The sequence below is a fragment of the Streptomyces corchorusii genome (assembly GCF_001514055.1).
In the GTDB taxonomy this organism is placed as follows: Bacteria; Actinomycetota; Actinomycetes; order Streptomycetales; family Streptomycetaceae; genus Streptomyces; species Streptomyces olivaceoviridis.
The window spans coordinates 1-24,610 of the sequence record NZ_KQ948368.1; the positions used below are offsets into that span (position 1 = coordinate 1).

The following is a 24,610-nucleotide window of genomic DNA, read 5'->3' on the forward strand; positions in this document are numbered from 1 at the left end:
TCTAGGACGCGGCCAGCGGGCTCCGGCTGCCGGCCAGGCCGCCGGCGGTCCAGGACCGGAAGGAGCGCCGCACGTCGGAGCCGATGGCCTCCACGAGCAGCAGGTACTGGTCGCTGCCTTGCACCTCGTAGACGTTGCTCGCCTCGAACAGGGCGTACGTGTCGGAGCCTTGGGCGGCGATCACGAAGAACTGGCGACGCCGGTGAACACGTGGTACTTGCCGTTGCAGTAGACGCGGATTCCAGCAACCGCTTGGTCAGCTGCTGCAACAGCCCGCCCTCGCCGGTCAGCTGTAGGCCACTGGTCATCGATGCATCTTCCGGGATCGGGAGTTACACCGAACGTTTTACCGTCCCAGGCGACCAGGTCTGGGTCGACAGTGGCGGACTTTCCTGGGAGTCGCCGGAGCGGGCGCTGGTCAGACCGAGTCGGTGCGAAGCAAGAGCTTGCGGGAGCATGTACCGGACGCGAAGGTGTATGACACAGCGTGCCTTCGCGTCCGGCATGTGCTTTGTGGCCGATATCGCTACCGGAGGGTCTTGGCCAGGTAGTTGAAGACTGTCTGGTGGAGCAAGTACATCGCCCCTTCGTGGCAGTGTTCCCCCGCGCCGTCGGCATCGCGCATCACGACGTGCTCGTGCGGTGCCCGCAGTTCCGCGGCGAGCTTGGTCGCCTGACCGGCGAAGACCTTGTCGTTCTCCCCTTCGAGGATCAGAACGGGTGTCTGGATCTTATGGGCGTCGTCGACGGTCAGGGTGTAATCGCGGGTACTGCGGACGTATTCGGCGAAGTTGGAAACCCCGTTGACCCAGACACCGTTCTGCAGGCCCCAGCGAGCGTTGGTGTCGTCCTTGGCCATTCCTTCCAGAAGAGGGAGCGCCTCGGCATCCCGCCCCTCTTCGACGAGGCTCAACGTGGCGGACGGAATCGGCGGGTAAGAGGCGTAGAAGGTGAGCAGACCGTCGTTGCACACGATCGCCGCCGACCGGTGGTCGTAGGCCGCATACCGTGCCACGAGGTATCCGCCCAGGCTGTAGCCGAAGTGCACGATCTTGTCGTTGTCGATCTCGGGTACGGTCAACGCGTAGTCGACCACAGGGCCCAGCACGTTCTCCCAGTCCGGCCGGTACGGAACCTTCTTCTCCCGGATCATCCAGCCCTGTCCGGGCCCGTCGTAGGCCAGGAAGTTGTAGCCGCGACGCAGCGCTGCCGCGCCGATGACGAAGTAGCCCTCCTCGCGGGTGGAGTCGAAGCCGTTGGTGTATATGACGGTGGGACGCGGCTGCCCGCTGTCGTCCACGAGGTACAGGTAGCCGGGGATCTCACCGTCCTCGAACGGGATGGTCACCTCGCGGAACGGACCGTCCAGCAGAGCGCCGGCCTTGACCATGTAGTCCTTGGACAGCCGTGACAGTTCGAGGACCTGCGGATCGTTGAGCGGATCCCGGCGGCGGTAGAACTCGGCCGACCGGTAGTAGCTGGACGCGCGCAGGAACGCTTCGCGCGCACTGATCGGGTCGCCGGCCTCAAGCGAATCCTCGCCCCGTATCGCGGTGCGCTCAGCGGTCGCCTTCCAGGCCGCGGTCCAGGCGTCTTCGTCCCCCTCGGGAATCTGTGCCGTGGTCACAATGACCTCACCGATGTCGGCACCGGCGTCCCCCGCGAATCCCGCAGCGCGCAGGGTCTCGAACTTAAAGGCTTCGTCCTTGAAGATGAATTCCATGGAAAGTCCCTTCACTGAGGCGGGCTTGGCTGCCCGGTTCTGCGCTCGGCGTCCATGCGTCACCGAAGTGGGCGCAGTGGCGGCGCGTTCTCGGGGAACTTCACCGCCGTTGAAAACCGTAGCCACCGCCGATGCGCTCCGCTTGGTGAGGATTCGCCCCGCTGAACCTCCGGAAGCAGCAGTCCAGAGCCTGGATTTCTGGCCGATCGGAAGGTTTAGCCCCTGGTCATGAATGAAAATGACGCCGTCAGAGTCCGATTGAGTCCCCTGGGGGAACGGGTTTTGAGTAGTGCGCTGCCGAACATCGCACTGTGCGCTTCTGTGCAAGGCGATCCCTCACAAATGACTTCCAAAGAGGCGTGCCGTCGTACGGTCGTCGCCCTGACGGCGCTGCCCGTCGGCTTCCGCACCGGCCTGGTTCGCCGCCGCGCCCTGGACCCCTTCGAGGCGATCTCCGTGCAGCACCACCGCGAGCGCGCTGTACGGGAACCAAGGGTCGTCGTGGCCGGCTGACGACGACTACGCCCACAGCAGGCGGCCACGCCCGGTCCGTCGCGGTGGAATCGCGGGCCGCCCCCTGGTGTGCCGCGTCCCGCAGGAGCCAGGTGAGGCTTGCCAGGTGGGCGTACAGGGGCAGCTTCTGCCGCACTCCGATCGCGACTTCCAGCGCGACGTCGGGTACGGGTGTGTACGAACCGATCCCATCGGGCCCGGCGAGGTCGCACATCACCGTGTCGATCACTGCGGCTCAAGCAGGACCTGAAATCCAGGTCACCGGCACCGCGCCGGCGCTGATCATGCTGTAGCCGCGCCGGAGCGCTGCCGCGCCGCTTTACGGTGGGCGTGGCGTACCAGGCCGGGCCCTCGGGACGGTCGCCCTTCGGCGTGAACGGGCTCGGGAGACGGTCTCCGTCGTGTGCCGCCTGCTGTCGGCTCAGAGGCAGGGCATGCTCATGTAGAGCGCCTGCTCGCCCTCGGAGGGGGTGCCGTCGTAGAGGGACGTGTCCAGCCCGCAGAAGGCGAAGCCCATCCGCCGGTACGCGTGGATCGCCGGCGCGTTGATGTTGCTGACCTCCAGCCAGAGGTGCCCGGCCCCCCGTTCACGGGCGAACTCCACCGCGAGCCGCATCAGCGCGCGGCCCACCCCCCGGCCCCGGTGCTCCGGGGCGACCTCGATGTTCTTCACGACCAGCCGGCGGTTCCAGCCGGAGTACGAGACGGTGATGAATCCGGCCAGGTCGCCGGCGGCTCCCTGGGCCACGAAGGTGCGGGCGTTCCCGTCATCGCCCCCGCCGCCGTCGCCGTCCGCCTCCTCTTCGGGGAACACCTTGGTCAGGGGCGGGTCCACGGGCATCTCCCGTAGTGCGAACCCGTCGTCGTCGGCGGTCACCCGGAAGACGGTGCGGGTGGTGAAGGAGCCGTCCAGGGCCTCGATGGCGTCCGTGTCCTCGGGGACGGCTCTGCGGTACCGGTAAGCCGTGTGGTCAACAGTGGTCACACCACGACGCTAAGACCACTGAGGCCACATCAGGACACCTTTCGGCCGACCACGCCGCGAACCCGGAACAGAGGACCTCGGATCGGGAACCGTCGCTGATGAGGCTGCGGCGCAGCGGCAGCGACTGCCGAGGACGACGCGGTGAAAGACCTGGCACCGCGGCTGGTGGATGTCACGAATAGATGACACACGCACACAACTAGCACGCCTGGCTCACAACTGACGCTAGCGTTCGTGCCCTTCAGATGTCCTGGGGGGACACATGACCAACCCGTACACCACGCCGCAGCCGCCGACCGCCCGGATAGCCCCGAAGTGGGCACGCAAGCGATACGTGCTGCCCACGATCGGCCTCGCCTTCTTCCTCGGCATCGGCGCCGGCGCCGGCGAGCAGAACACAGACAGCGATGCAAAGCCGGCAGCCGACAAGGTGCGGCCGACCGCCACGGTCACCGCGACGGCCACCACCACGGAAACGGCGACGCCGGAACCCGCGCCGACAGTGACCGAGACCAAGACGGTCAAAGTGAAGGTGACCATCACCGCCCACGCGGTCGCGGCGGGTTCCGGGAGCAGCGGCAGTTCGTCAGGCGGTTCATCCGGAGGCGACAGCACAAGCTCCTCAAGTGGCTCCATCGGAGCCGGAAACGGCGCCACCGCCCGCTGCAACGACGGCACGTACTCCTACGCCGCACATCACCAGGGCGCCTGCTCGCACCATGGAGGCGTGGACGTCTTCTACAAGTAGTTCGGATTGTGCTCTCCGACTAGCCAGTGCGGTGGCTGGGCCGACTATCCCGAGGGTGGGCAACGGCCCGGTGGGAGGTGAGGAAGCCAGGGGGAGGGCGTGGCCGTGGCCGTGGCGACGAGCCGGGCCGCCGGACGACGAGTGCGTCGCAGGGCGGAACATGTCGGCGGCTTTCGACGACGACTTGGCCAGTGAGGTCACCCGCGGCCAGAACCGTCTGCGCGGGCTGCTGACTTCGCGGCGCTCTGGAGCGGGTCTTGCCCACCTCTCCGACCGGTCACAGTCCTCGTGCGGGTGGGACCGGTGCATGGTGGTCGCGGTACAACCATCGGTGGTGGTGGGGTGTCTGTTCTTCGTCACGCATCGCGTGATCGAGCCGCTGGCCCGCCAGACACGGGGTTGCCGGCCATCATTCCGGTTCGCGGGTGCCGTCGGCGTCCGCGGTGAAATGGGAGGTCTTCGTGCGTCACTCCGTCCGTCTTGCCGTGGCAGCGGCCCTGGCGGCTTGTCTGACCGGCGGTCTGGTGGCCGTCTCGGCCGGCCAGGCCGTGGCCGCCGGGTCCAAGCTGGCCGATGACTTCAACGGTGACGGATACCGCGATCTGGCCATCGGCATGCCGAGCAAGACAGTCAGCGGGAAGCAGAACGCCGGTGCCATTCTCGTCACCTTCGGCTCCGCCCACGGCCTGACCGGCAAGCACGTCTACATCACGCAGAACTCCGCCAACGTCCCCGGCACGCCCGGGTACCAGGACTACTTCGGAAGCAGCCTCGCCAGCGGCGACTTGAACCGCGACGGGTACGCCGACCTGCTGGTCGGCAGCGAAGGCGATGGGTCGGGCAATGGCTCGGTGACCGTGCTGTGGGGTGGCGCCTCACCGTTCGGCAGTGCCCTCGCGCTGCCCTCGGGACCGTCGTACCCTTCGCGCCTGTTCGGCTCCGACATCGCCGTGGGCGACTTCACCGGCGACTCCCGCCCGGACATCGCCGTCAGCGGGCAGACCTCCCTGCGGCTGTACTCCGGCACGTTCACCCGCACCAAGGCCCCTGCCGGCGAGGACGTTTACGGCCCCGATTCCACCAGCAGCGGCCGCCTTGCGGCCGGCGACTTCACCGGCGACGGCAAGGACGAACTGGCCGTCGTCCAGCAGAAGACCACCCTCGTCTACGGCCAGGAGCCCGGCACCACCGACACCGACTCCTTCACCGCCCGGGCCCGGCTCGCCGGCGGAGACCGCGTGGAGGCCGGGGACCTCAACGGTGACGGCCGCGACGACCTCGCCATCGCCCTGTCCAACCCCCGCCTCAACCCCAACGGACTGGCCGATCCCAGCAACGGCTCGGGCTACGTCACCGTCCGCTACGGCGACCCCCGCATCAAGGGCGGCCTCGCCCCCTCAGGCCGCGTCTACCACCAGAACACCGCCGGCATCCCCGGCGCCAACGAGAAGGAGGACGAGTTCGGCGCGGCGATGTCCATCGCCGACATCAACGGCGACCACCGCGCGGACCTCGCCATCGGCATCCCCTACGAGTCCCTCGGCCGAGCCTTCAGGGGAGGCGACGTCCTCGTCCTGCGCGGAAGCGCCGGCGGGCTCACCACCACCGGCGCGGCACGCTACTCACAGGACACCACCGGCATTCCCGGCAGCGCCGAGTTCAACGACGTGTTCGGCTCCCAGGTCCGCCTCGCCGACTTCAACCGCGACGGCAAGGCAGACCTCGCCGTCTCCGCCCCCGGCGAAAACGAGGACAGCGGCGCCGTCTGGCAACTGCGAGGCAGTTCCAGCGGCCTGAGCACCAGTGGCGTCAGCGTCTACGGCCCCAAGGAATACGGCGTCTCCTCCGGCTCCGGCATCGGCGAAACCCTCCTCGGCTGAAGCCATATCACGAAGAGCCGGCTCAGCCCTCGGGTACGTCATCGGCCAGCCGGCTGCCCACGATGCCACTCAGCACCACCGCCGGGACCCGTTCCACGGGTCCCGGTGCGTTGAGCCCGCGCATCATCCCGAACCGTCAATCCGAGGGTGAGCCTTGGGGGCCGCAGACATTGGTCTTGTCGGTGCCCTGTTGGGTACGGCCACAGTTCGGATGAGACCAGCTCGGCGCGCTCGGCCTGGTCCTCGACGCCATCGTCCTCTGGACGAAGAAGTACATCGACGCCGCCATCGCCCGGCTCCGCGCCGACGGCCACGAGATCCGCGACGAGGACATCGCCCGCCTGTCCCCGCTCAAGCACCGCACCTGAATCTGCTCGGCCGCTACAGCTTCACCGCCGGTGTCCCGGCCGTCGGCGCCCGGCGCCCTGCGCCCGCTGCGCGACCCTGACGGGCCCGAGTCGGACGAGGACGACGGCAGCGAGGAATGACCGCCCGAGGTCCTGCGGTGGTGGAGCGGACTCACGCACGAGTCCTCACGGGCGGACCATGAGGCCGTCCAGGGTGAGGTCGAGCAGGCGCTCCGCTTGCTGTCGGTGTTCAGCACCCGCCGAGGTGAGGGCGATGCCTTCCAGGGCGGCGCCGATGTCGGTGGGCTGGATATCGGTGCGGATCACCCCGGCGGCCATGCAAGCCTCCATGAGTGAGGTGATGGCGGCCTGGATCATTTCCCGGCTGTGCCCATAAGGATTGCCTCCCGTCGCGGCGATGGCGCGCAGGGCGTCGATCATGCCGTACTTGGCGGTGACGTAGTCCAGGAAGAGGCGGGTCCACGCGCGCAGGGCCTCGGCCGGCGGCTTCTGCGTAAGCAGTGCGGGGGCGGCATCGCACAGCTGGGCCACCTCGTTGCGGTAGACCGCCTCGATCAGGGCCTCCCGGGTGGGGAAGTTGCGGTACAGGGTCGCGCTGCCCACGCCTGCCTCCTTGGCGATGCGTTCCAGGTGCGCATCCAGCCCCTCCGCCGTGAAGACGCGTACGGCGGCCGTAAGGATCTTCTCCCTGTTCCGCCGTGCGTCAGCCCGCAGCGGCCGAAGCGTTCCATCGGTCATCAGTGCTCGCCATCCCCTCTTCGAAGCCCTCCGAACTTGCTAACCGGATACGCCCCCACTTATGGTGAGCTAACTGGGGACACCTCCGGTTTTTACTGTAGGTCACTGCACTGGCCTGCACGCACCCCAAGAAGGGAAGCCGATCATGTCGGGCATCCAGGGCAAAGTCATCGCCATCACAGGTGCCAGCAGCGGCATCGGTGAGGCAACTGCGGCCTACCTCGCCGAAAAGGGCGCCCAACTCGTGCTCGGAGCCCGGCGCGAGGACCGACTGAATGCTGTCGTGGACGGCATCACGGCGAAGGGCGGCACCGCCACCGGCGTCATCGTCGACGTCACGCGCCGCGAAGACCTCCAGCGCCTGACGGACACGGCCCTCAACCAGTACGGTCGACTCGACGTCCTCGTCTCCAACGCAGGCACGATGGCCGTCTCACCGTTCGACGACCTGCGCCAGGACGACTGGGACGCCATGGTCTCCACCCACATCACCGGCCTGCTCAACGGCATCGGGGCGGCTCTGCCCATCTTCCGCCGGCAGCGCTTCGGCCAGTTCGTCAACGTCGGCTCCACTGCGGCCTACGTCGTCAAATCCCCCCTGGCGGTCTACGCGGCCACCAAAACGGCGGTGAAGGTGCTTACCGAGGGCCTACGCCAGGAGTCGGGACCCGACCTGCGCGTCACCCTCGTCTCACCCGGCTTCACCCATACCGAAGGCATCGGCAAGGGAGCCAGCCCTGAAGTCGCGGCCGCGATGACCCGGCAGCGGGACGAGATCGCCATGCCGCCCTCGGCGATTGCCTCCGCCATCGGCTACGCCATCGAACAACCCGACGGCGTCGACGTCAGCGAGATCGTCGTCCACCCCACCGCGCAGGCCTGATAGCGGCGAGTCGGGCTACTCGAAACCGGTGCAGGCGCTCTCACCGACACACGCCGAAGCCACCGAGAGCAACCGGTATGAGCTGGAGCAGACCGCGAAGAAGGCCGTGCGGCACCCTCAACAGGATCCGCCGGCCGAACAGTCGGCGCGGACCCCTACCGGTCGTCGGGCCAGGAGGCCAGCAATTCTCCCGGCGTCCTCGTCAAAGAGGCTGACCCGAGCGTCGGGCATGCCGCCGTACGCGCCGATCAAGCGGCGAACTTGTGCCGCGCCTCCTCGCGGTGCCGCCAGCCGTGCTGCACCGGTCGGCCGCCGGAGGCGAGCAGCAAGTGGTAGCGGCCAGCGCCGATCATGCGAGGCGGATCCACCGTGACCGCCCCGGCTCGCGTTCGAGTGGGCGGTGGCCTTGGGGCTGGTCCGCGCAGCACTTAGCCTGCGAGGAGTCGTGGACATTGCGGGAGCGGCCTCATGGAGATCACGTGGCGTCGGATCGAGGAGCGGGACTTCCCGCTGTTGCGGAGGTGGCTCCAGCAGCCCCATGTGAAGCGTTGGTGGAACCACGAGACCACCGTGGAAGCGGTGGCGCGCGACTTCGGCCCCGCCGCCCGAGGTGAGGAGCCCTCGGAAGACCTCCTCGCGTCCCTCGAAGGCCTTCCGGTCGGTCTCGTACAACGTTCACGCCTGTGCGACTACCCCGACTATCTGGCCGCGCTGGCGGCCATCGTCCCCGTACCTGACGGCGCGATGACCATCGACTACCTGATCGGCGATCCGCGCCGGACCGGCCAGGGCATCGGGACGGCGATGCTCCACTCGGTCATCGCGCGCACCTGGACCGAGCACCCGGCCGCCCCGTGCATTCTCGTCCCAGTGGTGGCAGCCAATCAGCCTTCGTGGCGGGCGCTTGAGCGAGCAGGGCTGCGCCGGGTCGGCGTCGGAGACCTGGAGCCGGACAACCCGGTCGACGACCGGACCCACTACCTCTACCGCGTCGATCGGCCGTGAACCTGGCGGCTGACGGTCTCACCGCCCGCCAACCAGAATGCTCAGCCTGGCCAATTCAAGCGAACATCCGCCAAGTGGAGCGCTCAGGGCGTCGGTGAGGTAGTCGACGCGGCGCATCATGCGATTAAGGCGCTTGTTCGACCTTTCGAGCAGGCGAAGACACGGCAGGCCGGGAGGAGCAGGTGGGTGGTGAGACGCCGCTCTCGCGTCTGGACGCATTGCGCCGCGCCCGGCGCGTCGTCGAGCAGCAGGCCGTCCGGCGGCTTGGGCTCATCGACCGCTGGATCGCCGAGGAGGAGCGGCGGGAGGCGGAGCGGCGCCGGGGTGAGGAGATGCGGCCGACCTCGTCGGATTGGCTGATCCAGTACGGTCTCAACCGGGCCTCGCGGGGCGGGGACGGCAGCCTGCTCGCGACCAAGCGGTACACCGGCCAGCCGGTCGGTGCCGGGGCCGTACAGCGCGCGCTCGCCGTTGACCGAGGATCCGGCGACGCCCGCCCGCCTGACCCAACGAACACCCGCCAGTACCGGGGCGCAGACGCCGCCCACACGTCAGTCTCAGCCGCTTCGGGCAGGGCCGATCCCCATCCCCTTAACCGCCCGGCTGAAGAGGGAGTGCAAGGCCGGCGCTCATGGTCGAGAGGGTGGCCTGGACCGGGCCGACCTGCTTGGGGGCCGACATCATCGAGGCCGCCGCGTACATGGTCCGCGCCCACGGCCGGCGCAACCTCCACCTCCACCCCTGCGACGACCCGGCCGCAGTCGTGGGGCGTTTTGCTGGTCGGGGGGCAGGCCGGTGCTTCTGACTCTCTTCGGCAAGGCTGTCGCAGTCGTGTGGCGGCGATGTGTGCCTGGCGTTCCAGTGGTCAGCAGGTGGCATTCAGTCGAAGTACACGCCGTTTCAACGTCGTTTCACCAGAGTTCCGCCTCGTGCCTACTTCACACTCACGCGTCGGCGTCGCCTCGGTATGTGCCGCGGCTTTCACGTTCTCAGGGCTGGTTGCCACCGTACTGCTCGCCGCTCAGCCCGCGGCTGCCGCTGACCCGGCCGGCTACCAAAATGTTCGCATCAACGAGGTCACCTCCTCGAACAATGACACCGTGGAGCTGTACAACTCCGGCTCCACCGCGGTGAACCTCAGCGGCTGGAAGATGTCCGACGACAGCTTGTCGCCGCAGTCGTTCACCCCGTCCGCCACCACGATCACTGCCGGGGGGTTCGTCACCTTCAACTCGCCCAAGGGGCTTGGTGATTCGGACAAGTTGGTGATCTACACGGCCGGCGGCGCGGTGGTCGACCGCGTTGAGTGGGCCACCGACAAGGCGAAACCGGCGATGGCACGCTGCGGGGGCGACGGCACCGGCGCGTGGGTGACCGCGACCTCCGCAACCACGTTCGGCGCCGCGAACGCCTCGGACTGCCCGTCGTCGGTCCCGTCGGCGAGCCAGGTGCGGATCAACGAGGTCACCTCCGACGCCTCGGACACCGTGGAGCTGTACAACGACGGAACGAGCGCGGTCAGCATCGGGTCGTGGAAGTACGTCGACAGCGACACCAATCACTCCCCGGTCTCGATCTCGTCCTCCTCCCCGAGCGCGACGAGCATCCCCGCGCACGGCTACGCCACGTTCAACTCCGCACTCGGTCTGGGCGACAACGACTCGTTCTTCCTCCTCGACAGCAACGGCACCACCGTCGACTCGGTGACCTGGGCCACCGACGGCGCCAAGCCGTCCGATGAGCGCTGCACGAACGGCACCGGCTGGTTCCAGACCTCCACGACCGCGACGCTCGGCAGCGCCAACTCCTGCTCCGGCGGGGGTAGTAGCGGCGGGGGTGGCGGTCAGGTCGGCCATCTGCTGGGCGGCGGGGGCTCGCTGACCAGCGGCTGCACCCCTGAGGCGCCCTCCGACACGAGCTCGACTCCGACGGGCACATCAGCGTGGCCCGGCGGCTTGGACGTCACGATCACCGACAACGCCTGCGCGTTCACCACGTCCACCGGCCCGGAGGGCCGCGACGTGAGCGGGCTGGCGTTCGACCCGGCGAACCCGTCGGTGCTGTGGGCCGCCAAGAACAAGAACTGGCTTTACAAGCTGGTCAAGACCAACGGCAAGTGGGCTCCGGACCCGTCATGGAGCGCGACCGGCAAGCAGATCCGCTTCGCGGGCGGCTTGGGCCAGCCGGACTCCGAGGGCCTAACGGTCGGCGGCAACGGCCACATCTACGTGACGTCCGAGCGTGACAACGCCAACAACACGGTTCCCAAGGATACGATCATGGAGTTCGACCCGGCCGCGACCGGATCGACGCTGACGCCAGTCCACCAGTGGGACATGACATCGCAGTTCCCCCAGCTCAACACCGGCAGCAAGGACGACGCCAACCTGGGCTTCGAGGGCGTCGGCTACGTACCTGACAGTTGGCTGACCGCGAACGGCTGGGTCGACCCGCTCACCGGAGCCGCGTACAACCGGGCGAACTACCCGCTGCACGGGTCGGGCCTGTACTTCGCCGGCCTGGAGTGGGACGGCACGCTGCACGTCTACGGTCTGAACTCCGACGGCACGTTCACCACGTTCGGCACCATCTCGACCGGCAAGGCGTCCGTGATGGACGTGATGTTCGACGCCGGAACCCAGCGCATCGTCGCGACCTGCGACAACACCTGCGGCGAGACGCACACCTTCATGAAGGTCAACGCATCCGGCACGATCGTGCCGGATGTGACCTACACGAACCCGGCCGTCATGCCGATCGACAATCTGGAGGGCTTCGCCATCGCGCCTACGTCGACCTGCGTCAACGGGCTCCGTGAGGCGGTCTGGACCGATGACGGCATCTACGGCTTCGGCTCCGGAACCTCCTCCTACGGACACGCCCTCTACAGCGGCACGTTCCCCTGCTGATCCCCCCCGACCGCGGGAGACGGCTCACGCACGGGGCCGCCCCAGGTGAGACGGAGCCAGCGTAAAGAAGGCTCCCAGCCCGTAGGCAACGATGAAGCTCCCGGCAGACGGTGTCAGGACCGCCCACCGACTACCGGGAGCTTCGTCGTACTCGTCTCTCCTCCCGCTCTTCGACCAGCTTTCCCGGGTGCGCTCCCGCCGGTCGGTGAACAATCGCTCGCCGACAGGGCGGGCAGCGTCGCCCGGGCTTGCAAAGGGATGCCGACCGCCTCTCTGCCTTCTGGTGATGCCCCGAACACGAGGAGGGACATGCGGGTGTGCGAGGCGGCACTGTCGCTTCGACGTCGAGGCGGACGAGAGACGAGAGCGGGATCGGGGAGTACGCCGACTGGCCCAGACAACTGCTGCCGTGGGAGGTCATCGAGCAGAAGCTGCCCACCCTCCTGGCGGAGGTCGTGTTGTGCGAGGAGGGTGAGACCGACGGGCTCGACGTCGTGTCGTTCTGCCGGCAGTCAGCTGGAGGACCGGCGGCGGTTCGTCGCAGCGGCGGCGGACGCCGATACCCGGACAACGAGTGCCTGGTGATCGACCCGGCCATCGGCCATCCCCTCGCTCAAGCCGCATCGCTCGGAGGGGCAGCGCTCGTCGACGAAGGGGCTGGGGCAGGAGATCAAGGCGAGGATGCCGGAGCGCACGCTGATCGGGATCTGTGCCCGGAGCGCGTACTGGGTGGAGTGGTGGCGCCGCTTCAGCCCGCCTCGGGCAGGGACTGCGAAGGAGTTCGCTCAGTGGGACCGTGCCACCAGCCCCGCTTCGTAAGCGAGGATCACGAGTTGCACCCGGTCACGTGCGTCGAGTTTGGCGAGCAGCCGGGTCAGATAGGTCTTGGCGGTGGCAACGCTGATGGAGAGCTGGTCGGCGATTTCGGCATTGGACAGGCCCTTGCCGACGAGGGTGAGCACCTCACGCTCCCGGTCGGTGATGCGTTCAAGTTCCGTCCGCTGTGGCAGCGTCGCTGTAGGGCGGTCGGCGAACTCCTTTATCAGTCTGCGGGTGACACTCGGTGCGATGAGGGCGTCACCGGCAGCCACGATACGGACTGCGGCGAGGATGTCGTCCAGGGCCATGTCCTTGACCAGGAACCCGGATGCGCCGGCGCGCAGCGCTCCGTAGACGTAGTCGTCGTCATCGAAGGTCGTCAGTACAACAACGCGTGTGGCGCCGGCGCCCGTGGTGATCAGGCGGGTGGCTTCGATGCCGTCCATGCCGGGCATCCGGATGTCCATCACTACTACGTCGGGGGTGAGTTCCCCGGTCAGCCGGACCGCTTCGGCGCCGTCTTTGGCCTCGCCGACGACCTGGACGTCCGCGGTGTCGGTGATGACCATCTGCAGGGCAGCGCGGACCAGGGGCTGATCGTCGGCGAGTACCACGCGGATGGTCACCTGGCTCCAGCCTTCGCTGCGGGTTCGGTCCCTGCCGCTGTCGGCACCGGTAGCCGGGCGGCCACCCGGAAGCCGCCCCCGGGACGCGGCCCGGCGGTGAAGCGGCCGTCCAGTAAGGCGACTCGCTCCCGCATGCCGACTAGGCCGAATCCGGTGTCCGTGTTCTTCGTGTTCGTGCCGCTGCCCTTCCCTCGGTCGACGACCTCAACGACGAGTTCGTCCTCGCGGTATTCGACTTTCACCCGACAGTGATCAACAGCCGCGTGTCGTACGACGTTGGTCACCGCCTCCTGGACGATCCGGAGCGCCGCGAGGTCTACGTCCGCGGGGAGCGGGCGGCGTTTGCCCTGCCACCACACTTCCACACGGACACCGGCGGCCGTGGTCGTCGCGGCGAGCCGTGCCAGATCCGCCAGACCGACGGCCGGTTGCGGAGGAGCCTGCGTGCGCCCCTGGTCGTGGCCGGTTGGTTTCTGATCCCGGGTGGCGGGTTCCTGCTCCTGGTCGGCCTGCCGCAGTGCGCCCAGCATCCGCCGCAGTCCCGCCAGCGTCTCACGCCCTACGTGTTCCACGGTGATCATCGCCTCGCGGGCCCTGGCCGGCTGTGTCTCCACCACGCGGGCTGCGGCCCCGGCTTGCAGGGCGATGATGCCGATGCTGTGGGCGACCGTGTCGTGCATCTCGCGGGCGATGCGCAGCCGTTCGGCGGTGACCGCCTGGGCGGCGACCCGGGCGTGCAGCTCAGCGGTGTGGGCACGGGCCTGGTGCACCGAGTTGCCGACGAGCCAGGCGATGATGACCGTCAGGGCGACGAACGGTTCGGAGGCGGTGCCGGATTCCCCACCCGTGATCCACCGCAGGACGAGGTATCCGGCGAGCACGCCCAGCGTTCCGGCGGTCGCGGTGATCGCGATGCGCCGGGGCCGGGTGGCCGCGACGTAGCAGAGGGCGACATCCACCGCCAGAAACTGCAGGGGCAGAACTTCGTCCTGCCGCCAGGCCACCGTCGAGACGACCGTGCCGGCGATCACCAGACCGTACGCCAGCGCGGCCCTACGGCGCAGCAGCGCGCTGCCGGCCAGAACCATCAGGAAGGCAAGGGCGAGCAGCGCTCTGGCTGCGAGCGGGTCAAGGCCGTCTCGGGGATAGCTGAGGGAGTATTCATGCCGCGGCGGCATCAGGACGTACTCCACGACGGGCTGCCCTGCTGCCACGACCCACACCAGCGCCGTCCACAGGCCCGGCGGTACGCGCTTGAGCAGCGGCAGCGGCAACGGCGGTGGCAGTGGTGGTGGCGGTGAGGCGGACATGCCGAGATCGTAAGCGCGTACACGCCACGGGGCATCGGCCTGCGGTCGTACAACCGGGGGCGACACCCGCGCCCGGCGATTGTCAGCACCGGTCCGACGACGAGCGGGGGCGCCGGACGGCACCGTGGGCGCCGTGATCCAAGTCGACGAACTCACGAAGCGATACGGCGGCACGACAGCTGTCAAAGACCTGACCTTCACCGTGCGCCCCGGTCGGGTGACCGGGTTCCTCGGGCCGAACGGCTCCGGCAAGAGCACCACGCTCCGGGTGATCCTCGGCCTGCACAAGCCCACCAGCGGCACGGTCACCATTGCAGGCCGGCCCTTCCGCGACCGCCCTCGCGGCCTGCGTCATGTCGGCTCCCTCCTCGATGCGCAGGACGTGCACGACGGGCGCAGTGCGGCGGCGCATCTGTGGGCGCTGGCACGCAGCAACCGCATCCCGCGGCGCCGGGTGGACGAGGTGCTGCGGGAGGTCGGTCTCGCCGAGGTCGCCAAGCGCCGCATCGGCGGATTCTCGCTCGGTATGAAACAACGGCTCGGCATCGCGTCCGCCCTGCTCGGCGACCCACCGGTGCTGCTCTTCGACGAGCCGCTCAACGGCCTGGACCCCGAGGGGGTGAAGTGGGTGCGTGAGCTGTTCAGGCAACTTGCCGCCGAGGGCCGTACCGTGTTCGTGTCCAGCCATCTGATGTCGGAGATGGAGCACACCGCCGACCAGCTGATCGTGATCGGCCGTGGCGAACTGCTCGCGGCGGAGAGCCTCGCGGAGTTCTCGGCCCGCGGCGACCGGCGGAGCGTCACCGTGGCCACGCCCGCCGCACCTGCTCTGAGGGACCTGCTGACGGCCGAGGGCGCGGCCGTGCACGTGGAAGGCAAGCAGCTCACCGTGACAGGCCTGACCGCGGTGCGCATCGGTGAGATCGCCCGACGGCAAGGTCTGCCGCTGCACGAGCTCAGCACCCGCTCCGCCACGCTGGAAGAGGCATTCATGGAGCTCACCGCCGACCGTGTCCAGTTCTCCGGAGGAGAGCCCCGTTGACCGCGACCACCACCACGACAACGGACGTTCCCGGCGGCGAACGATCCGCCCGCGAACCCCGCGCCCGGTTCCGTGACCTGGTTACCGCCGAGTGGATCAAACACCGTTCGCTGCGCTCGACCTGGATCGCTTACGGGGCCACTGCCCTGGCCGTCATCGGCTTCAACGCCGGCACTGCCTATGACACATACAGTCACTGGAGGCTGCACGTGCCGAAGGAGCGCGCCGCGTTTGAAAGGGACGGGATAGCGTTGCAGGAGGCGTTCACTTCGAACGCGGCCCTGCTCATGGCCCTCGCCCTCGGCGCCATCGGTGCTCTGGTGATCGTCGGAGAGTACAGCACGGGCACCAACCGGACGACCTTCGCGGCCGTCCCGGCCCACCGCTCGGTGATGGCGGCCAAGGCGGCTGTCGTCAGCGTGGTCACGACCCTCTTCGGCATGGTCGTCGCCGGGGTCTCGTTCGCTGTGACGCAGGCCATTCTCGATCGCCGGGGCGCGGGCGTCTCCATCGGTGACCAGGGAGCCTTCCGTGTCGTCCTGGCCTCCGCACTCCTCTCACCGGTGTGCGCGCTCGCCGGCCTCGCGCTCGGCGCCGTCATCCGACAAACCGCGTCCACCATGATCCTTTCAGCGGTGGTCATCCTCGTGCTGCCACTGATCCTGACCGAGGGACGCCATTGGTCGGCGGTTGCCGGGCACACCCTTCCCTACCGTGCGTGGCTCCGGCTCGTCGATGTCAACTACTCTCCGACCGCTTTCCCGTGGAGCATCGGCGGAGCCTGGACCGTCTACGCGGTATGGGCGTGCGCCGCATGTGCAGTCGCCGTCACCAGCGTCCACCTGCACGACCAGTGAGAGGTCGAAGAGCACGAAGTGCTGATGCGGATCGCGGTAGAAGCCGCTCCACCTCCGGGTCGGTCTATGGGGACTTCGGCCCGCCGACGAGCCGCCAGTGTGGTGCCGCAGCACATGCCGGATCCGGATTCACTGCGGCAGCACGTAGGGGGACGTCGCGTGACGATCGAACAAGTGACCGAACTCGGGGGTAGGAGCGCTTCCGGGCTGCCGCGCCCCCGGGTAGTGCCCCTGGCCGTCCCGCCGTCGTCCTACACCGCGGCGGTCGAGCGGTACCTCACCGGCGCGGGCATCGCGAAGTCCTCCACGCTGATCTACCGGATCTCGCTGACGACGTGGGGATGGATGCTCACCGACGCCCCGGCGCCGACCGGGCCCGCCTACCGGGGCGCGAAACCGTCCGTCTCCCCCGTCGCCGCGATCGACGACCCGACGCTTCCGGAGATCGCCTGGCCGACGGGCGGCGGCGCGGGCGGACGCGATGGACGCCGACACCGTCAACCGTTGAGCTGTCCATCACGCGCAAGGCGATCGGCTGATGGCAGCGCCAGGGCTGGATCGAAGGCGACCCGACGAACGGCATCGAGGGACGGCCGGCACCGCTGGACCGCGCCAAGACCCTCGCCGACAGCCAGATCGCCGCCCTGTGGCGCGTGGACGTCAGGCTCAGGGTGAAGACGTTCTGGAAGCTCCTCTACGAAAGCGCCGCACGGGCCGATGAGGTGCTGTGCCTGAACGTGCAAGACCTGTACCCGCAGGGCATGCGCAGCAAGATCACCGCCAAGGACGGGGCGACGGAGTGGATTCACTGGCAGCCCGGCACCGCCCAGCTCCTGCCCCGGCTGATCGCCCGCCGCACCCGCGGCCCGCTGATCCTCACCGACCGCAAGTCCCCGGCCGGCACGCCGACGCTCGACGTGGGCCCGAAGACCGGCCGGGCCCGGCTCTCCTACCGCCGGGCCGAGGAGACCTTGTACGGAAGCGCGGGCGCCGAGACCCGCGGCGGACAGGGTGAAGTCGACGGGCAGCGACAAACCAGCGTCCGTCGACTGCAACGACGGGTGCGCTCAGGAGCGGGGCTCCAGCACTTCCAGAGCGCCGGTCCGGGTGTCGTAGCTGCGCAGGGTGGTGAGCCGGAGCGACAGCGGCGGCGCCGGCAGCAGCTCGGCAACCCGCCGGTCGGCGAAGGCACCGGCCCGTCGGGTCCGACCGAGGGTGATGTGCGGGCTCCAGCGCCCAGGTTCGTGCAAGGGGTTGAGGGTCTCGGGCGGGCTGTCGGAGGCCACCGCGTCCCACACCCGGCGGTGCAACCCGGCCAGCGCGGAGTCGAGGTCCAGCGCCCAGGCCAGTACCGAGGTGGGCCGCTCGAAGCGGACCACGCCGGTGCACCGCACCGGCAGCGGCAGGGTGGCGGCCGCTTCGGCGAGTTCCCAGCGGATCGCAGCGGTGAGTTCCGGGCAGGCGGCCAGAGTGAGGTGGGGACTGTTGGTCGGTGAGCGGTGGCGTGCCTGACTGGGCAGCCCCGCGTCCGCCAGCCGCCGCCAGGCCTTCCTGACCGCCAGATCCGCCGCCTCGTCCAAGAGGAGCTCGACCGTGCGCACCGCCGCAGACTACCGGCGATCGCCCGCGGTTCCGCCGCCGGCCGGCCCGTCAGACCGGGGGCGCGTCGGCCGCTTGGCGCCCGCCGTCCCCGTTCCCGGCCTGTGCGAGGTGCCGGACGAGGGCGCGGGCGACCTCGCGCGCGGCGGGCGCCGCCCAGCGCCGGCGGTGCCGGGCCAGTCGTACGGGTATGTCGGAGAGGGGCGGGCCGTCGAGGGCGATCCCGCGCAGCCGTCCGTCGCGCAGGTGCTCGGCGACGGTCGTCGCCGGCAGCAGGGTCAGGCCCAGGCCCGCCGCGGCGCAGGAGCGGGCCGCGTCCACGCTGCCGAACCGGGTGATGCGCGGGTTCGCGCCGGGCGCGGCGCGCAGCCGCTGTTCGAAGGCGTCGCTGTAGGCGCAGCCCTCCTCCAGGAGGAAGAAGTGCTCGGCCGCCAGATCGCCCCAGGCCGCCGGGCGGTCTCGGCCGGCCAGCGGGTGGCCGGGGGCGGCGACGAGGGTGAGGGCCTCGCGGGCGACCGGTTCGGTGGCGATCTCGGGGGACTCGGCGTCCTCGTTCATCAGCAGCGCCAGGTCGAGGTGGCCGGAACGCAGCCCTTGTACGCACTCCTCGGTGCTGGCCGCGCGCAGGTCGACGTCCACGTCGGGGTGTTCGGTGCGCAGGGCGGCGATCACGGCCGGCAGCCGGGTGGCGCACAGCGATTCCGGCGTGCCGACCACCACCCGGCCCGCGACGGGCCCCTCCTCGCCCGCCGCGGAGCGCAGTCGCGCCACAGCGTCGAGCACCTCCTCGGCCTCCGCGAGGAGCCGTCGGCCGGCCTCGGTGAGCGGGGCGCCGGTGGGCAGCCGGTCGAACAGCGGCACCCCGAGGTCGCGTTCGAGTGTGCGGATGTGCACGGTGACTGTGGACTGGGCGAGGTGGAGTGCGGCCGCGGCGGCGGTGAAGCTGCCGGTGCGGGCGAGCGTGGTGAAGGTCGTCAGCAGTCGCGTGTCCACCCGTGCAGCTTATGCGGAATGCCGATGGGGTGCATCACAATCCATCGTTGGACGCGATAGGGCCGGGGGTGCCAGGGTTTCCCCATGACCAACGACACGACCACCGCCGCCAACGACACCGCGACCACCGCCCCGGCCCACGGCGGCTCCGGCGCGGCCCCCGAGATCCTGCGCTACTCCGCGTTCACCCGCACGCCGGACGGCGGCAACCCCGCCGGGGTCGTGCTCGACGCCTCCGGGCTGGACGCGGCGGCCATGCTCGCCGTCGCCGCCGAGGTGGGTTACTCGGAGACCGCCTTCGTCACCGCCGCCGACCAGGACGCCCGGCGCTTCACGGTGCGCTACTTCAGCCCGCTGGCCGAGGTGGCCTTCTGCGGGCACGCGACGGTGGCCCTGGCCGTCGCCCTCGCCGACCGGCTGGGCCCCGGCGACCTCGCCCTGGACACCCCAGCGGGCACCATAGCGGTGACGACCGCCACCGACGGCGCAGGCGCGGTGCAGGCGACGCTCACCAGCGTGCCGACCCGGTCCCGCCAGGCGCTCGCCGAGGAGTTGGAGGCCGCCCTCGCGGCCCTCGGCTGGAGCGCGTCGGACCTCGACCCCGCGCTGCCGCCGCACGTCGCCTTCGGCGGCAACGACCACTTGGTGCTGGCTGCGGCCTCCCGCGAGCGGCTGGCCGCGCTCGACTACGACTTCGACGCGCTCGCCGAAGTCATGCGCCGGTACGGCTGGACCACCGTCGACCTGGTGTGGCGCGAGTCGCCGCGCCGTTTCCACGCGCGCAACCCGTTCCCCGTCGGCGGTGTCGTGGAGGACCCGGCGACGGGCGCGGCGGCGGCTGCGTTCGGCGGCTACCTCCGCACCCTCGGGCTGGTCACCGAGCCTGCGGAGATCACGGTGCGGCAGGGCGAGGACATGGGCCGCCCGAGCGATCTCGTCATCGGTGTGACGCCCGAGGACGCCCGGGTACGGGTCACCGGCGCGGCCGTGCTTCTCCCCCGCTGACGGCCCGCCGGCGGTACGTCGCGCCGGGTCGGCCTCCTCGATGGCCGCCGGGCGCACGATCGTGGAGTCGACCGACACGTCTCAGTCGATTTTGCCCACCGCATCGACCATGGCCCGCACGTGCCGCAGCGAGCGTTCCCGGGTGCCGTCCGCCGACCATGACCGGTGCCGCTCATAGATCGTCTTCCACGGCCCGAACCGCTCGGAAGGGGCGTGCTCGGCGCATGCGGCACTGACCGATCCGATCCCAGCAGGAGACCCGCGAAACCGCCGTGGCCCCTGCTGCCGAGCACGAGCATCCGGGCGCCCACACTCGCGCTGATCAGGACGGCCTCGGCGGCGCCCTCACGAGCCGTGATCCGCAGGTTCTTGGGCGGGACGTAGCCCGTTTGGAGGGGGCGAGCCGTCGACGCCCACAACGATCACTCCGGCAACGATCGTCGGCAGGCCGAAGCCGAGATATGAAATCACCGGCCCCGAACCCGGCACCGGCGATCGCCGTGCCCACGAAGAACAGTCCGGCGGAGCCCAGCGTGACAGACAACCGAGCGTGACAGACAACAGGGTGATCCCCACACCACCGATGAGAGCCAGGGCCCCCACCCGCATGGTGGCAACGGGGGCGGCACTGCGTAGCAGGAGGACGGTCAGGGCACCGCAGGCCGTCAGCGTGAACAGGGCCAGTCCACCCGGCAGCGCGCCCTGGCCGGGGACGACACGATGGACCAGTGCCGGGCCCAGGGAGCCGTAGAAACCAGGAGCCCTGATCCCACGGCACCCACGACCGTGCCGGTCGCGAACCCCTGGAGAATCCTGCCGCACACCAGATCGGGCACAAAGAAGACCCAGGGGGCCAACTGCCGGAAGGGGCCGGCCGCCCGTTCCTCGTCCGTCGTCATCGGACCTCCTGCTGCGCGGGACGCGCTGGTGCGGTCCTCGACGTACGTGGAAAGACGGGAACGGGCGGTGGCCTTTGGGACACGAGGGGTGTGCGTTCTCAGTCCGGGAGGGTGCGGGCCGCGATGGCCGAGGCGCTGATGGCCGCGGGGAAGCCTGCGTAGAACGCGATCTGTGTGATGAGCGCGCCGAGTTCGGCCCGTGTCACCCCGTTGTCGACGGCGCGCCGCAACTGCGCGGGCAGTTCTTCGGGGCGGTACAGCGCCACGACCGCGGCGACGGTGGCGATGCTGCGGTCCCGCGGGCTGAGAGCGGGATCCGCCCAGACCTCGCTGTACAGGGGGTCCTCCACCAACTCGGTCAGGGCCGGGGTGAAGGCGCGGGCCATCTCGCGCGGCGACAACGGCGTGGAAGGTGTCTCGGACTGCGTGGTCATCACGAGCTCCGTGCGAGGGCGTGGCGTGCGATGCTCGCGGCGAACAGCGGGGTTTCCCGCCGGTTGTGGTCACCGGAGGCGGCCTGCCGTGCGGCTGCGGCCTGCTCGAAGGTGCCGCCGGTCTTCTCCAGGAAGTCCATGAACTCCTGGGTGGGGTGGCTGGTGACCTGGTTGGTGTAAGTGACGGTGCCGTCGCCGTTGTCCTTGGCCGACAGGTCCCAGATCACCTGGACCGTCGTCCAGCCGTGCGGGGTGAGCACGTCGGAGGTGGACACCATGTGGCAGTGGTGCTTCTCGGCGATCTCGGCGACGTAGTGCTGGATCACCAGTCCGGTGCCGATCATCTCCACGTTGATCGACATCGGCCGGCCGTCGTCGGTCGTGGTGTAACCCGCCGCCTTGTGGTCGGGCGGGGCGCAGCGCTGATACTCCTTGTCGGGCAGGTTCAGCAGCCAGTCGGCGATGTCGATCGCGTCCCAGGGCGCGTCGAGCGGGGCGTGCTCCGTCGAGGCGGACAGCACCAGGTCGGACAGGACCTTCTTCGGATCACTCATTGTCTGCTCCTTCGGTGAAGGCCACGGCTGGAACCGGGCCGGCTTGTGCGGGGGAAGGCCGACCGGACACTGCCGGTTCGACCGCCCTCGGTCATCCGTCGACCGCTTTGCGGCCCAGGACGGGGGCAGGGTGAGGAGGTGGGACGGGCCGGGCCGTCGCCGCGGGTTCCAGCACCGAGATCACCGGCGCGAGGGCGTCGGTTCGGTTTCTTCGGATGCCGCAACCCTAGAACCGGTGCACCGGTGGCGCTTGTCCGTCAGCGCACCGCCGATGTCGCCGCGACGCACTGTGTACGGCACCTCCCACGATGTGGGTCATGAGCCTGCTGGTCAGGGCGGATCCAGGACGGATGTGCCGACGGTCGCACCCGCCTTGAGAAGACTGTCGAACGCTTCGCTACGCTCTGGCTGCGAGCGTGGCACCGAGCGCGGCCAGGGCTGCGGCGGCCAGGGTGGTCAGGGTCCAGCCGATGTGTGCGAACAGCAGCGCTCCTGCCGCGGAGCCGACGGACCCGGCTGCGAAGTAGGTCGTCATGTAGAGGGTGTTGAGACGGGCGCGCGCTTCGGGACGCTGCCTGAGGGCGTGCGTTTGATTGGCGACGTTGCTCACACGTGCACCGGAGTCCAGCAGCAGTGCCCCGAGAATGAGCGCGCCGGCCGACAGCCCCCACAGACCGGCGATCAGGAGACCAAGAGCCATCACACCGGCGGCCGCCACGGCGAGGCCCCGCTGCATCCCCCGGTCGAGGAACCGGCCGGTGGCCAGCACCGTGGCGGTGCCCACGACGCCCACCAGTCCCAGCAGGCCCGCACCGGTCGTCGACCAGCCGTGCGTCGGGCCGGTCACATACAGCGTGACCGCCGTCCAGAAGATGTTGAACGCGGCGAAGCCGGCAGCGGCGGTGAGCGCCGCCCGTCGCAGACCACGCTCGCTGCGCAGGAGCGGAAGAAGCGACCTCAGGAGGGCCCGGTAACCCAGCGCGTGACGCAGGGGCGGCTCCGGCAACCGTCGCAGAGCAAGGTGCACGACCAGCGTCGCGAGCGCCGACAGCGCGTACACCGGACGCCAGCCGAGGAGGCCGTCGAGTGCCCCGGCGATGACGCGGGCGCCCACGATGCCACCGAAGAGGCCGGCCGTGATGCGCGCCGTGGTGCGCCCCACGGCCTCTGGCGGCACCAGTGAAGCAGCCGCCGGCATCAGGATCTGTGCCAGCACGCTCGTTGCTCCCAGCAGCACCGATGCCGCTGCGAACACCGGGTAGCCCGTCGCGAACGCGGCCAGAGCCAGGGCGATCAGCCTGCCCGCGTTCAGCCAGCGCATCAGCCGGTGCAGCCCGGCCCTTTCCAGGACGGGCACGACCAGGAGCAGCCCTGCGGCGTAACCCACCATGGTGATCATCGGCAGCAGTCCGGCGAGTGCGTCGGAGACCGCGAACGAGGTGGCCAGCGGTCGCAGCAGCGGCTGCACGTAGTAGATGTTGGCGACGCTCACGCCGGCCGCGATCGACATCCATGCCACGTGCCTGCTGCCGAGTCCGGCCCGGTCAGAGGTGTCCGCGGTCTTCGGACCAACCCCGTCGAGGCGCTTCGGCGCCTGTCTCACATCCGCCATGCCTCTAGAGTGAAGATAAACAGTATCGAGGTCAAAGACCAATTTTCGATGTCAGTAATAAATGAGGTGAATGATCGTGGAATTGAGAACCCTGCGGTTCTTCGTTGCCGTGGCCGAGGAGCAGAGCTTCACCCGCGCCGCCGAGCGGCTGTCCGTCGCACAGCCCGCCGTAAGTCACCAGATCCGCTCCCTGGAGAAGGAACTCGGGGAAGCGCTCTTCGAACGCAATCCACGCAGCGTCCGCCTGACCGAGGCCGGCCGGGTGCTGCTTCCCCTGGCCAGCCAGACCCTCGCCGATGCCGACAGGGTGACCGCGGAGTTCGCCTCCCGCACCGCGCTGGTCACCGGCACGCTCCTCCTGGGCACCGTGGACGGGGTCCAGCACACCCGTCTGCCCGCGCTCCTGGGAGCCTTCCACCGCCGGTACCCGGGTGTCGCCGTGCAGCTCGTCGAGGGGCGCAGCGCCGGGCTCATCTCGCGCGTCGAGAACGGCGAGCTGGATGCCGCCGTGGTGGCCCTGCCGGAGCATCCCCTGCCCCAGGGCATGCGCAGTGTGGTCATGCTCGAAGACGAGATCGTGGCCGTCGTCCCGGCGGACTCCCCTCTGGCAGGCCGCACGAGCATCCCCATCGAGCTGCTGTCCGGAAAGACCCTGATCAGTTACGGCCATGACAGCGGACTGCGGCCATGGCTGCAGTCCGCGTTCGATGCCGCCGGCATCGACTTCGCCACCCGGTACGCGACCAACGACGCGGCCCTCCACGTCGCCCTGGTGGAGGCCAGCATCGGCGTCTCCCTGACGGTGGGCACCGACCGGGCTCTCGCCGGTAACCCCCGCGTCAGCGCCGTCCCGGTCAGCCCCTCCCTCACTTACCGCAAGGCACTGATCTGGCGGGGCACACCGCAGCCCACCCGACCACTGCGGGCCCTCCTGGCCCTTGGCCCCGCGGCTCCATGACGCCGTACCTCACCAACACGGTGGGCGCCGGTCTCCTGGGCGACCTCGCCTACCGGGCCGCCTGGCGAGGCGAGCACACCACCGCGACAAACATCCTCAACCACGCCCTGACCGCGCCCAGAACCCCGCCGCCCGCTGCCTGCCCAACCA

The 24,610-nt window shown here is 69.5% G+C and carries 20 protein-coding genes and 4 pseudogenes; 11 read left to right on the plus strand and 13 right to left on the minus strand.

Annotated elements, in window-relative coordinates; genetic code table 11:
* Positions 1-4 precede the first annotated feature (4 nt).
* Both AQJ11_RS35560 and AQJ11_RS35565 read right to left on the minus strand, forming a co-directional pair.
* A pseudogene (locus AQJ11_RS35560) lies at positions 5-184 on the minus strand (non-reducing end alpha-L-arabinofuranosidase family hydrolase); the annotation flags it as partial.
* 342 nt (positions 185-526) lie between these two features.
* Entirely contained in the window at positions 527-1,723 is a 1,197-nt protein-coding gene (locus AQJ11_RS35565; RefSeq protein ID WP_059266019.1) for an alpha/beta hydrolase family protein, read from the minus strand.
* A gap of 342 nt (positions 1,724-2,065) precedes the next feature.
* Between AQJ11_RS35565 and AQJ11_RS50095 the strand changes: the two genes are divergently transcribed.
* Entirely contained in the window at positions 2,066-2,236 is a 171-nt protein-coding gene (locus AQJ11_RS50095) for a hypothetical protein (RefSeq protein WP_167360895.1), read from the plus strand.
* A 421-nt stretch (positions 2,237-2,657) separates the two neighbouring features.
* Here the strand turns inward: AQJ11_RS50095 and AQJ11_RS35575 are convergent, their stop codons facing one another.
* Positions 2,658-3,221 carry a GNAT family N-acetyltransferase gene (locus AQJ11_RS35575; RefSeq protein WP_059266021.1) on the minus strand — a complete coding sequence of 188 codons (564 nt, stop codon included), beginning with the start codon at positions 3,219-3,221 and terminating at the stop codon, positions 2,658-2,660.
* A gap of 262 nt (positions 3,222-3,483) precedes the next feature.
* Between AQJ11_RS35575 and AQJ11_RS35580 the strand changes: the two genes are divergently transcribed.
* The 3 genes and pseudogenes from AQJ11_RS35580 to AQJ11_RS50510 form a co-directional block, all read left to right on the plus strand.
* A complete protein-coding gene (locus AQJ11_RS35580; RefSeq protein WP_059266022.1) occupies positions 3,484-3,969 on the plus strand; it encodes a DUF3761 domain-containing protein in 486 nt (161 codons plus the stop codon).
* Positions 3,970-4,430: 461 nt separating this feature from the next.
* Positions 4,431-5,849 (plus strand): FG-GAP-like repeat-containing protein, encoded by a 1,419-nt coding sequence (locus tag AQJ11_RS35585; protein WP_244218520.1) that lies wholly within the window; start codon positions 4,431-4,433, stop codon positions 5,847-5,849.
* A gap of 215 nt (positions 5,850-6,064) precedes the next feature.
* Positions 6,065-6,243 (plus strand): annotated as a pseudogene (locus tag AQJ11_RS50510) (Tn3 family transposase); the annotation flags it as partial.
* A gap of 139 nt (positions 6,244-6,382) precedes the next feature.
* Here the strand turns inward: AQJ11_RS50510 and AQJ11_RS35590 are convergent.
* Complete coding sequence (locus AQJ11_RS35590; protein ID WP_079082549.1) at positions 6,383-6,955, minus strand: TetR/AcrR family transcriptional regulator; 573 nt, start codon at positions 6,953-6,955, stop codon at positions 6,383-6,385.
* A 145-nt stretch (positions 6,956-7,100) separates the two neighbouring features.
* Between AQJ11_RS35590 and AQJ11_RS35595 the strand changes: the two genes are divergently transcribed.
* The 3 genes from AQJ11_RS35595 (at position 7,101) to AQJ11_RS47105 (ending at position 11,752) form a co-directional block, all read left to right on the plus strand.
* The gene (locus AQJ11_RS35595) at positions 7,101-7,838 is read left to right on the plus strand and encodes an SDR family oxidoreductase (RefSeq protein WP_059266023.1); all 738 of its coding nucleotides are present in this window, start codon (positions 7,101-7,103) and stop codon (positions 7,836-7,838) included.
* Positions 7,839-8,306: 468 nt separating this feature from the next.
* Entirely contained in the window at positions 8,307-8,843 is a 537-nt protein-coding gene (locus AQJ11_RS35600) for a GNAT family N-acetyltransferase (protein WP_059266024.1), read from the plus strand.
* Between the two features lie 182 nt (positions 8,844-9,025).
* Complete coding sequence (locus tag AQJ11_RS47105) at positions 9,026-11,752, plus strand: lamin tail domain-containing protein (RefSeq protein ID WP_244218521.1); 2,727 nt, start codon at positions 9,026-9,028, stop codon at positions 11,750-11,752.
* A gap of 785 nt (positions 11,753-12,537) precedes the next feature.
* Here AQJ11_RS47105 and AQJ11_RS35610 read toward each other — a convergent pair.
* Both AQJ11_RS35610 and AQJ11_RS35615 read right to left on the minus strand, forming a co-directional pair.
* Complete coding sequence (locus tag AQJ11_RS35610) at positions 12,538-13,197, minus strand: response regulator (protein ID WP_014669727.1); 660 nt, start codon at positions 13,195-13,197, stop codon at positions 12,538-12,540.
* A complete protein-coding gene (locus tag AQJ11_RS35615; protein ID WP_079082551.1) occupies positions 13,194-14,507 on the minus strand; it encodes a sensor histidine kinase in 1,314 nt (437 codons plus the stop codon). The genes AQJ11_RS35610 and AQJ11_RS35615 overlap by 4 nt, the downstream gene beginning before the upstream one ends.
* A 133-nt stretch (positions 14,508-14,640) precedes the next feature.
* Between AQJ11_RS35615 and AQJ11_RS35620 the strand changes: the two genes are divergently transcribed.
* Entirely contained in the window at positions 14,641-15,549 is a 909-nt protein-coding gene (locus tag AQJ11_RS35620) for an ABC transporter ATP-binding protein (RefSeq protein WP_208616698.1), read from the plus strand.
* Positions 15,546-16,406 carry an ABC transporter permease gene (locus AQJ11_RS35625; RefSeq protein WP_059266026.1) on the plus strand — a complete coding sequence of 287 codons (861 nt, stop codon included), beginning with the start codon at positions 15,546-15,548 and terminating at the stop codon, positions 16,404-16,406. The genes AQJ11_RS35620 and AQJ11_RS35625 overlap by 4 nt, the downstream gene beginning before the upstream one ends.
* Before the next feature lie 1,067 nt (positions 16,407-17,473).
* Here AQJ11_RS35625 and AQJ11_RS35630 read toward each other — a convergent pair.
* Together AQJ11_RS35630 and AQJ11_RS35635 are read right to left on the minus strand one after the other, a co-directional pair.
* Positions 17,474-18,007, minus strand: a complete 534-nt coding sequence (locus tag AQJ11_RS35630; protein ID WP_059266027.1) for a 2'-5' RNA ligase family protein — start codon at positions 18,005-18,007, stop codon at positions 17,474-17,476.
* Positions 18,008-18,056: 49 nt separating this feature from the next.
* On the minus strand, positions 18,057-18,998 hold the full coding sequence (locus tag AQJ11_RS35635) for a LysR family transcriptional regulator (protein WP_059266028.1): 942 nt from the start codon (positions 18,996-18,998) through the stop codon (positions 18,057-18,059).
* 84 nt (positions 18,999-19,082) lie between these two features.
* Here AQJ11_RS35635 and AQJ11_RS35640 point away from each other — a divergent pair, with 84 nt between their 5' ends.
* Positions 19,083-20,003 (plus strand): PhzF family phenazine biosynthesis isomerase, encoded by a 921-nt coding sequence (locus AQJ11_RS35640; RefSeq protein WP_059266029.1) that lies wholly within the window; start codon positions 19,083-19,085, stop codon positions 20,001-20,003.
* Positions 20,004-20,087: 84 nt separating this feature from the next.
* Here AQJ11_RS35640 and AQJ11_RS51670 read toward each other — a convergent pair.
* The 5 genes and pseudogenes from AQJ11_RS51670 to AQJ11_RS35660 form a co-directional block, all read right to left on the minus strand.
* Positions 20,088-20,207: pseudogene (locus tag AQJ11_RS51670) on the minus strand (transposase); the annotation flags it as partial.
* A 50-nt stretch (positions 20,208-20,257) separates the two neighbouring features.
* Positions 20,258-20,422, minus strand: a pseudogene (locus tag AQJ11_RS52530) (universal stress protein); the annotation flags it as partial.
* 578 nt (positions 20,423-21,000) lie between these two features.
* A complete protein-coding gene (locus AQJ11_RS35650) occupies positions 21,001-21,336 on the minus strand; it encodes a carboxymuconolactone decarboxylase family protein (RefSeq protein WP_059266031.1) in 336 nt (111 codons plus the stop codon).
* On the minus strand, positions 21,336-21,890 hold the full coding sequence (locus tag AQJ11_RS35655) for a hypothetical protein (RefSeq protein ID WP_059266032.1): 555 nt from the start codon (positions 21,888-21,890) through the stop codon (positions 21,336-21,338). The genes AQJ11_RS35650 and AQJ11_RS35655 overlap by 1 nt, the downstream gene beginning before the upstream one ends.
* A gap of 397 nt (positions 21,891-22,287) precedes the next feature.
* Positions 22,288-23,502, minus strand: coding sequence for an MFS transporter (locus tag AQJ11_RS35660; RefSeq protein ID WP_244218522.1), 1,215 nt, complete (start codon positions 23,500-23,502; stop codon positions 22,288-22,290).
* A gap of 70 nt (positions 23,503-23,572) precedes the next feature.
* On the opposite strand from AQJ11_RS35660, the gene AQJ11_RS35665 reads away from it, so the two are divergent.
* Entirely contained in the window at positions 23,573-24,460 is an 888-nt protein-coding gene (locus AQJ11_RS35665; RefSeq protein ID WP_244218523.1) for a LysR family transcriptional regulator, read from the plus strand.
* Positions 24,461-24,610 lie beyond the last annotated feature (150 nt).

Bases quoted from the DNA above. Each gene is read 5' to 3' on its own strand.
- AQJ11_RS35565 (WP_059266019.1), bottom strand. From the start codon at position 1,723: ATGGAATTCATCTTCAAGGACGAAGCCTTTAAGTTCGAGACCCTGCGC.
- AQJ11_RS50095 (WP_167360895.1), top strand. From the start codon at position 2,066: ATGACTTCCAAAGAGGCGTGCCGTCGTACGGTCGTCGCCCTGACGGCG.
- AQJ11_RS35580 (WP_059266022.1), top strand. From the start codon at position 3,484: ATGACCAACCCGTACACCACGCCGCAGCCGCCGACCGCCCGGATAGCC.
- AQJ11_RS35590 (WP_079082549.1), bottom strand. From the start codon at position 6,955: ATGACCGATGGAACGCTTCGGCCGCTGCGGGCTGACGCACGGCGGAAC.
- AQJ11_RS35595 (WP_059266023.1), top strand. From the start codon at position 7,101: ATGTCGGGCATCCAGGGCAAAGTCATCGCCATCACAGGTGCCAGCAGC.
- AQJ11_RS35600 (WP_059266024.1), top strand. From the start codon at position 8,307: ATGGAGATCACGTGGCGTCGGATCGAGGAGCGGGACTTCCCGCTGTTG.
- AQJ11_RS35615 (WP_079082551.1), bottom strand. From the start codon at position 14,507: ATGTCCGCCTCACCGCCACCACCACTGCCACCGCCGTTGCCGCTGCCG.
- AQJ11_RS35640 (WP_059266029.1), top strand. From the start codon at position 19,083: ATGACCAACGACACGACCACCGCCGCCAACGACACCGCGACCACCGCC.
- AQJ11_RS35650 (WP_059266031.1), bottom strand. From the start codon at position 21,336: ATGACCACGCAGTCCGAGACACCTTCCACGCCGTTGTCGCCGCGCGAG.
- AQJ11_RS35655 (WP_059266032.1), bottom strand. From the start codon at position 21,890: ATGAGTGATCCGAAGAAGGTCCTGTCCGACCTGGTGCTGTCCGCCTCG.
- AQJ11_RS35660 (WP_244218522.1), bottom strand. From the start codon at position 23,502: ATGGCGGATGTGAGACAGGCGCCGAAGCGCCTCGACGGGGTTGGTCCG.
- AQJ11_RS35665 (WP_244218523.1), top strand. From the start codon at position 23,573: ATGATCGTGGAATTGAGAACCCTGCGGTTCTTCGTTGCCGTGGCCGAG.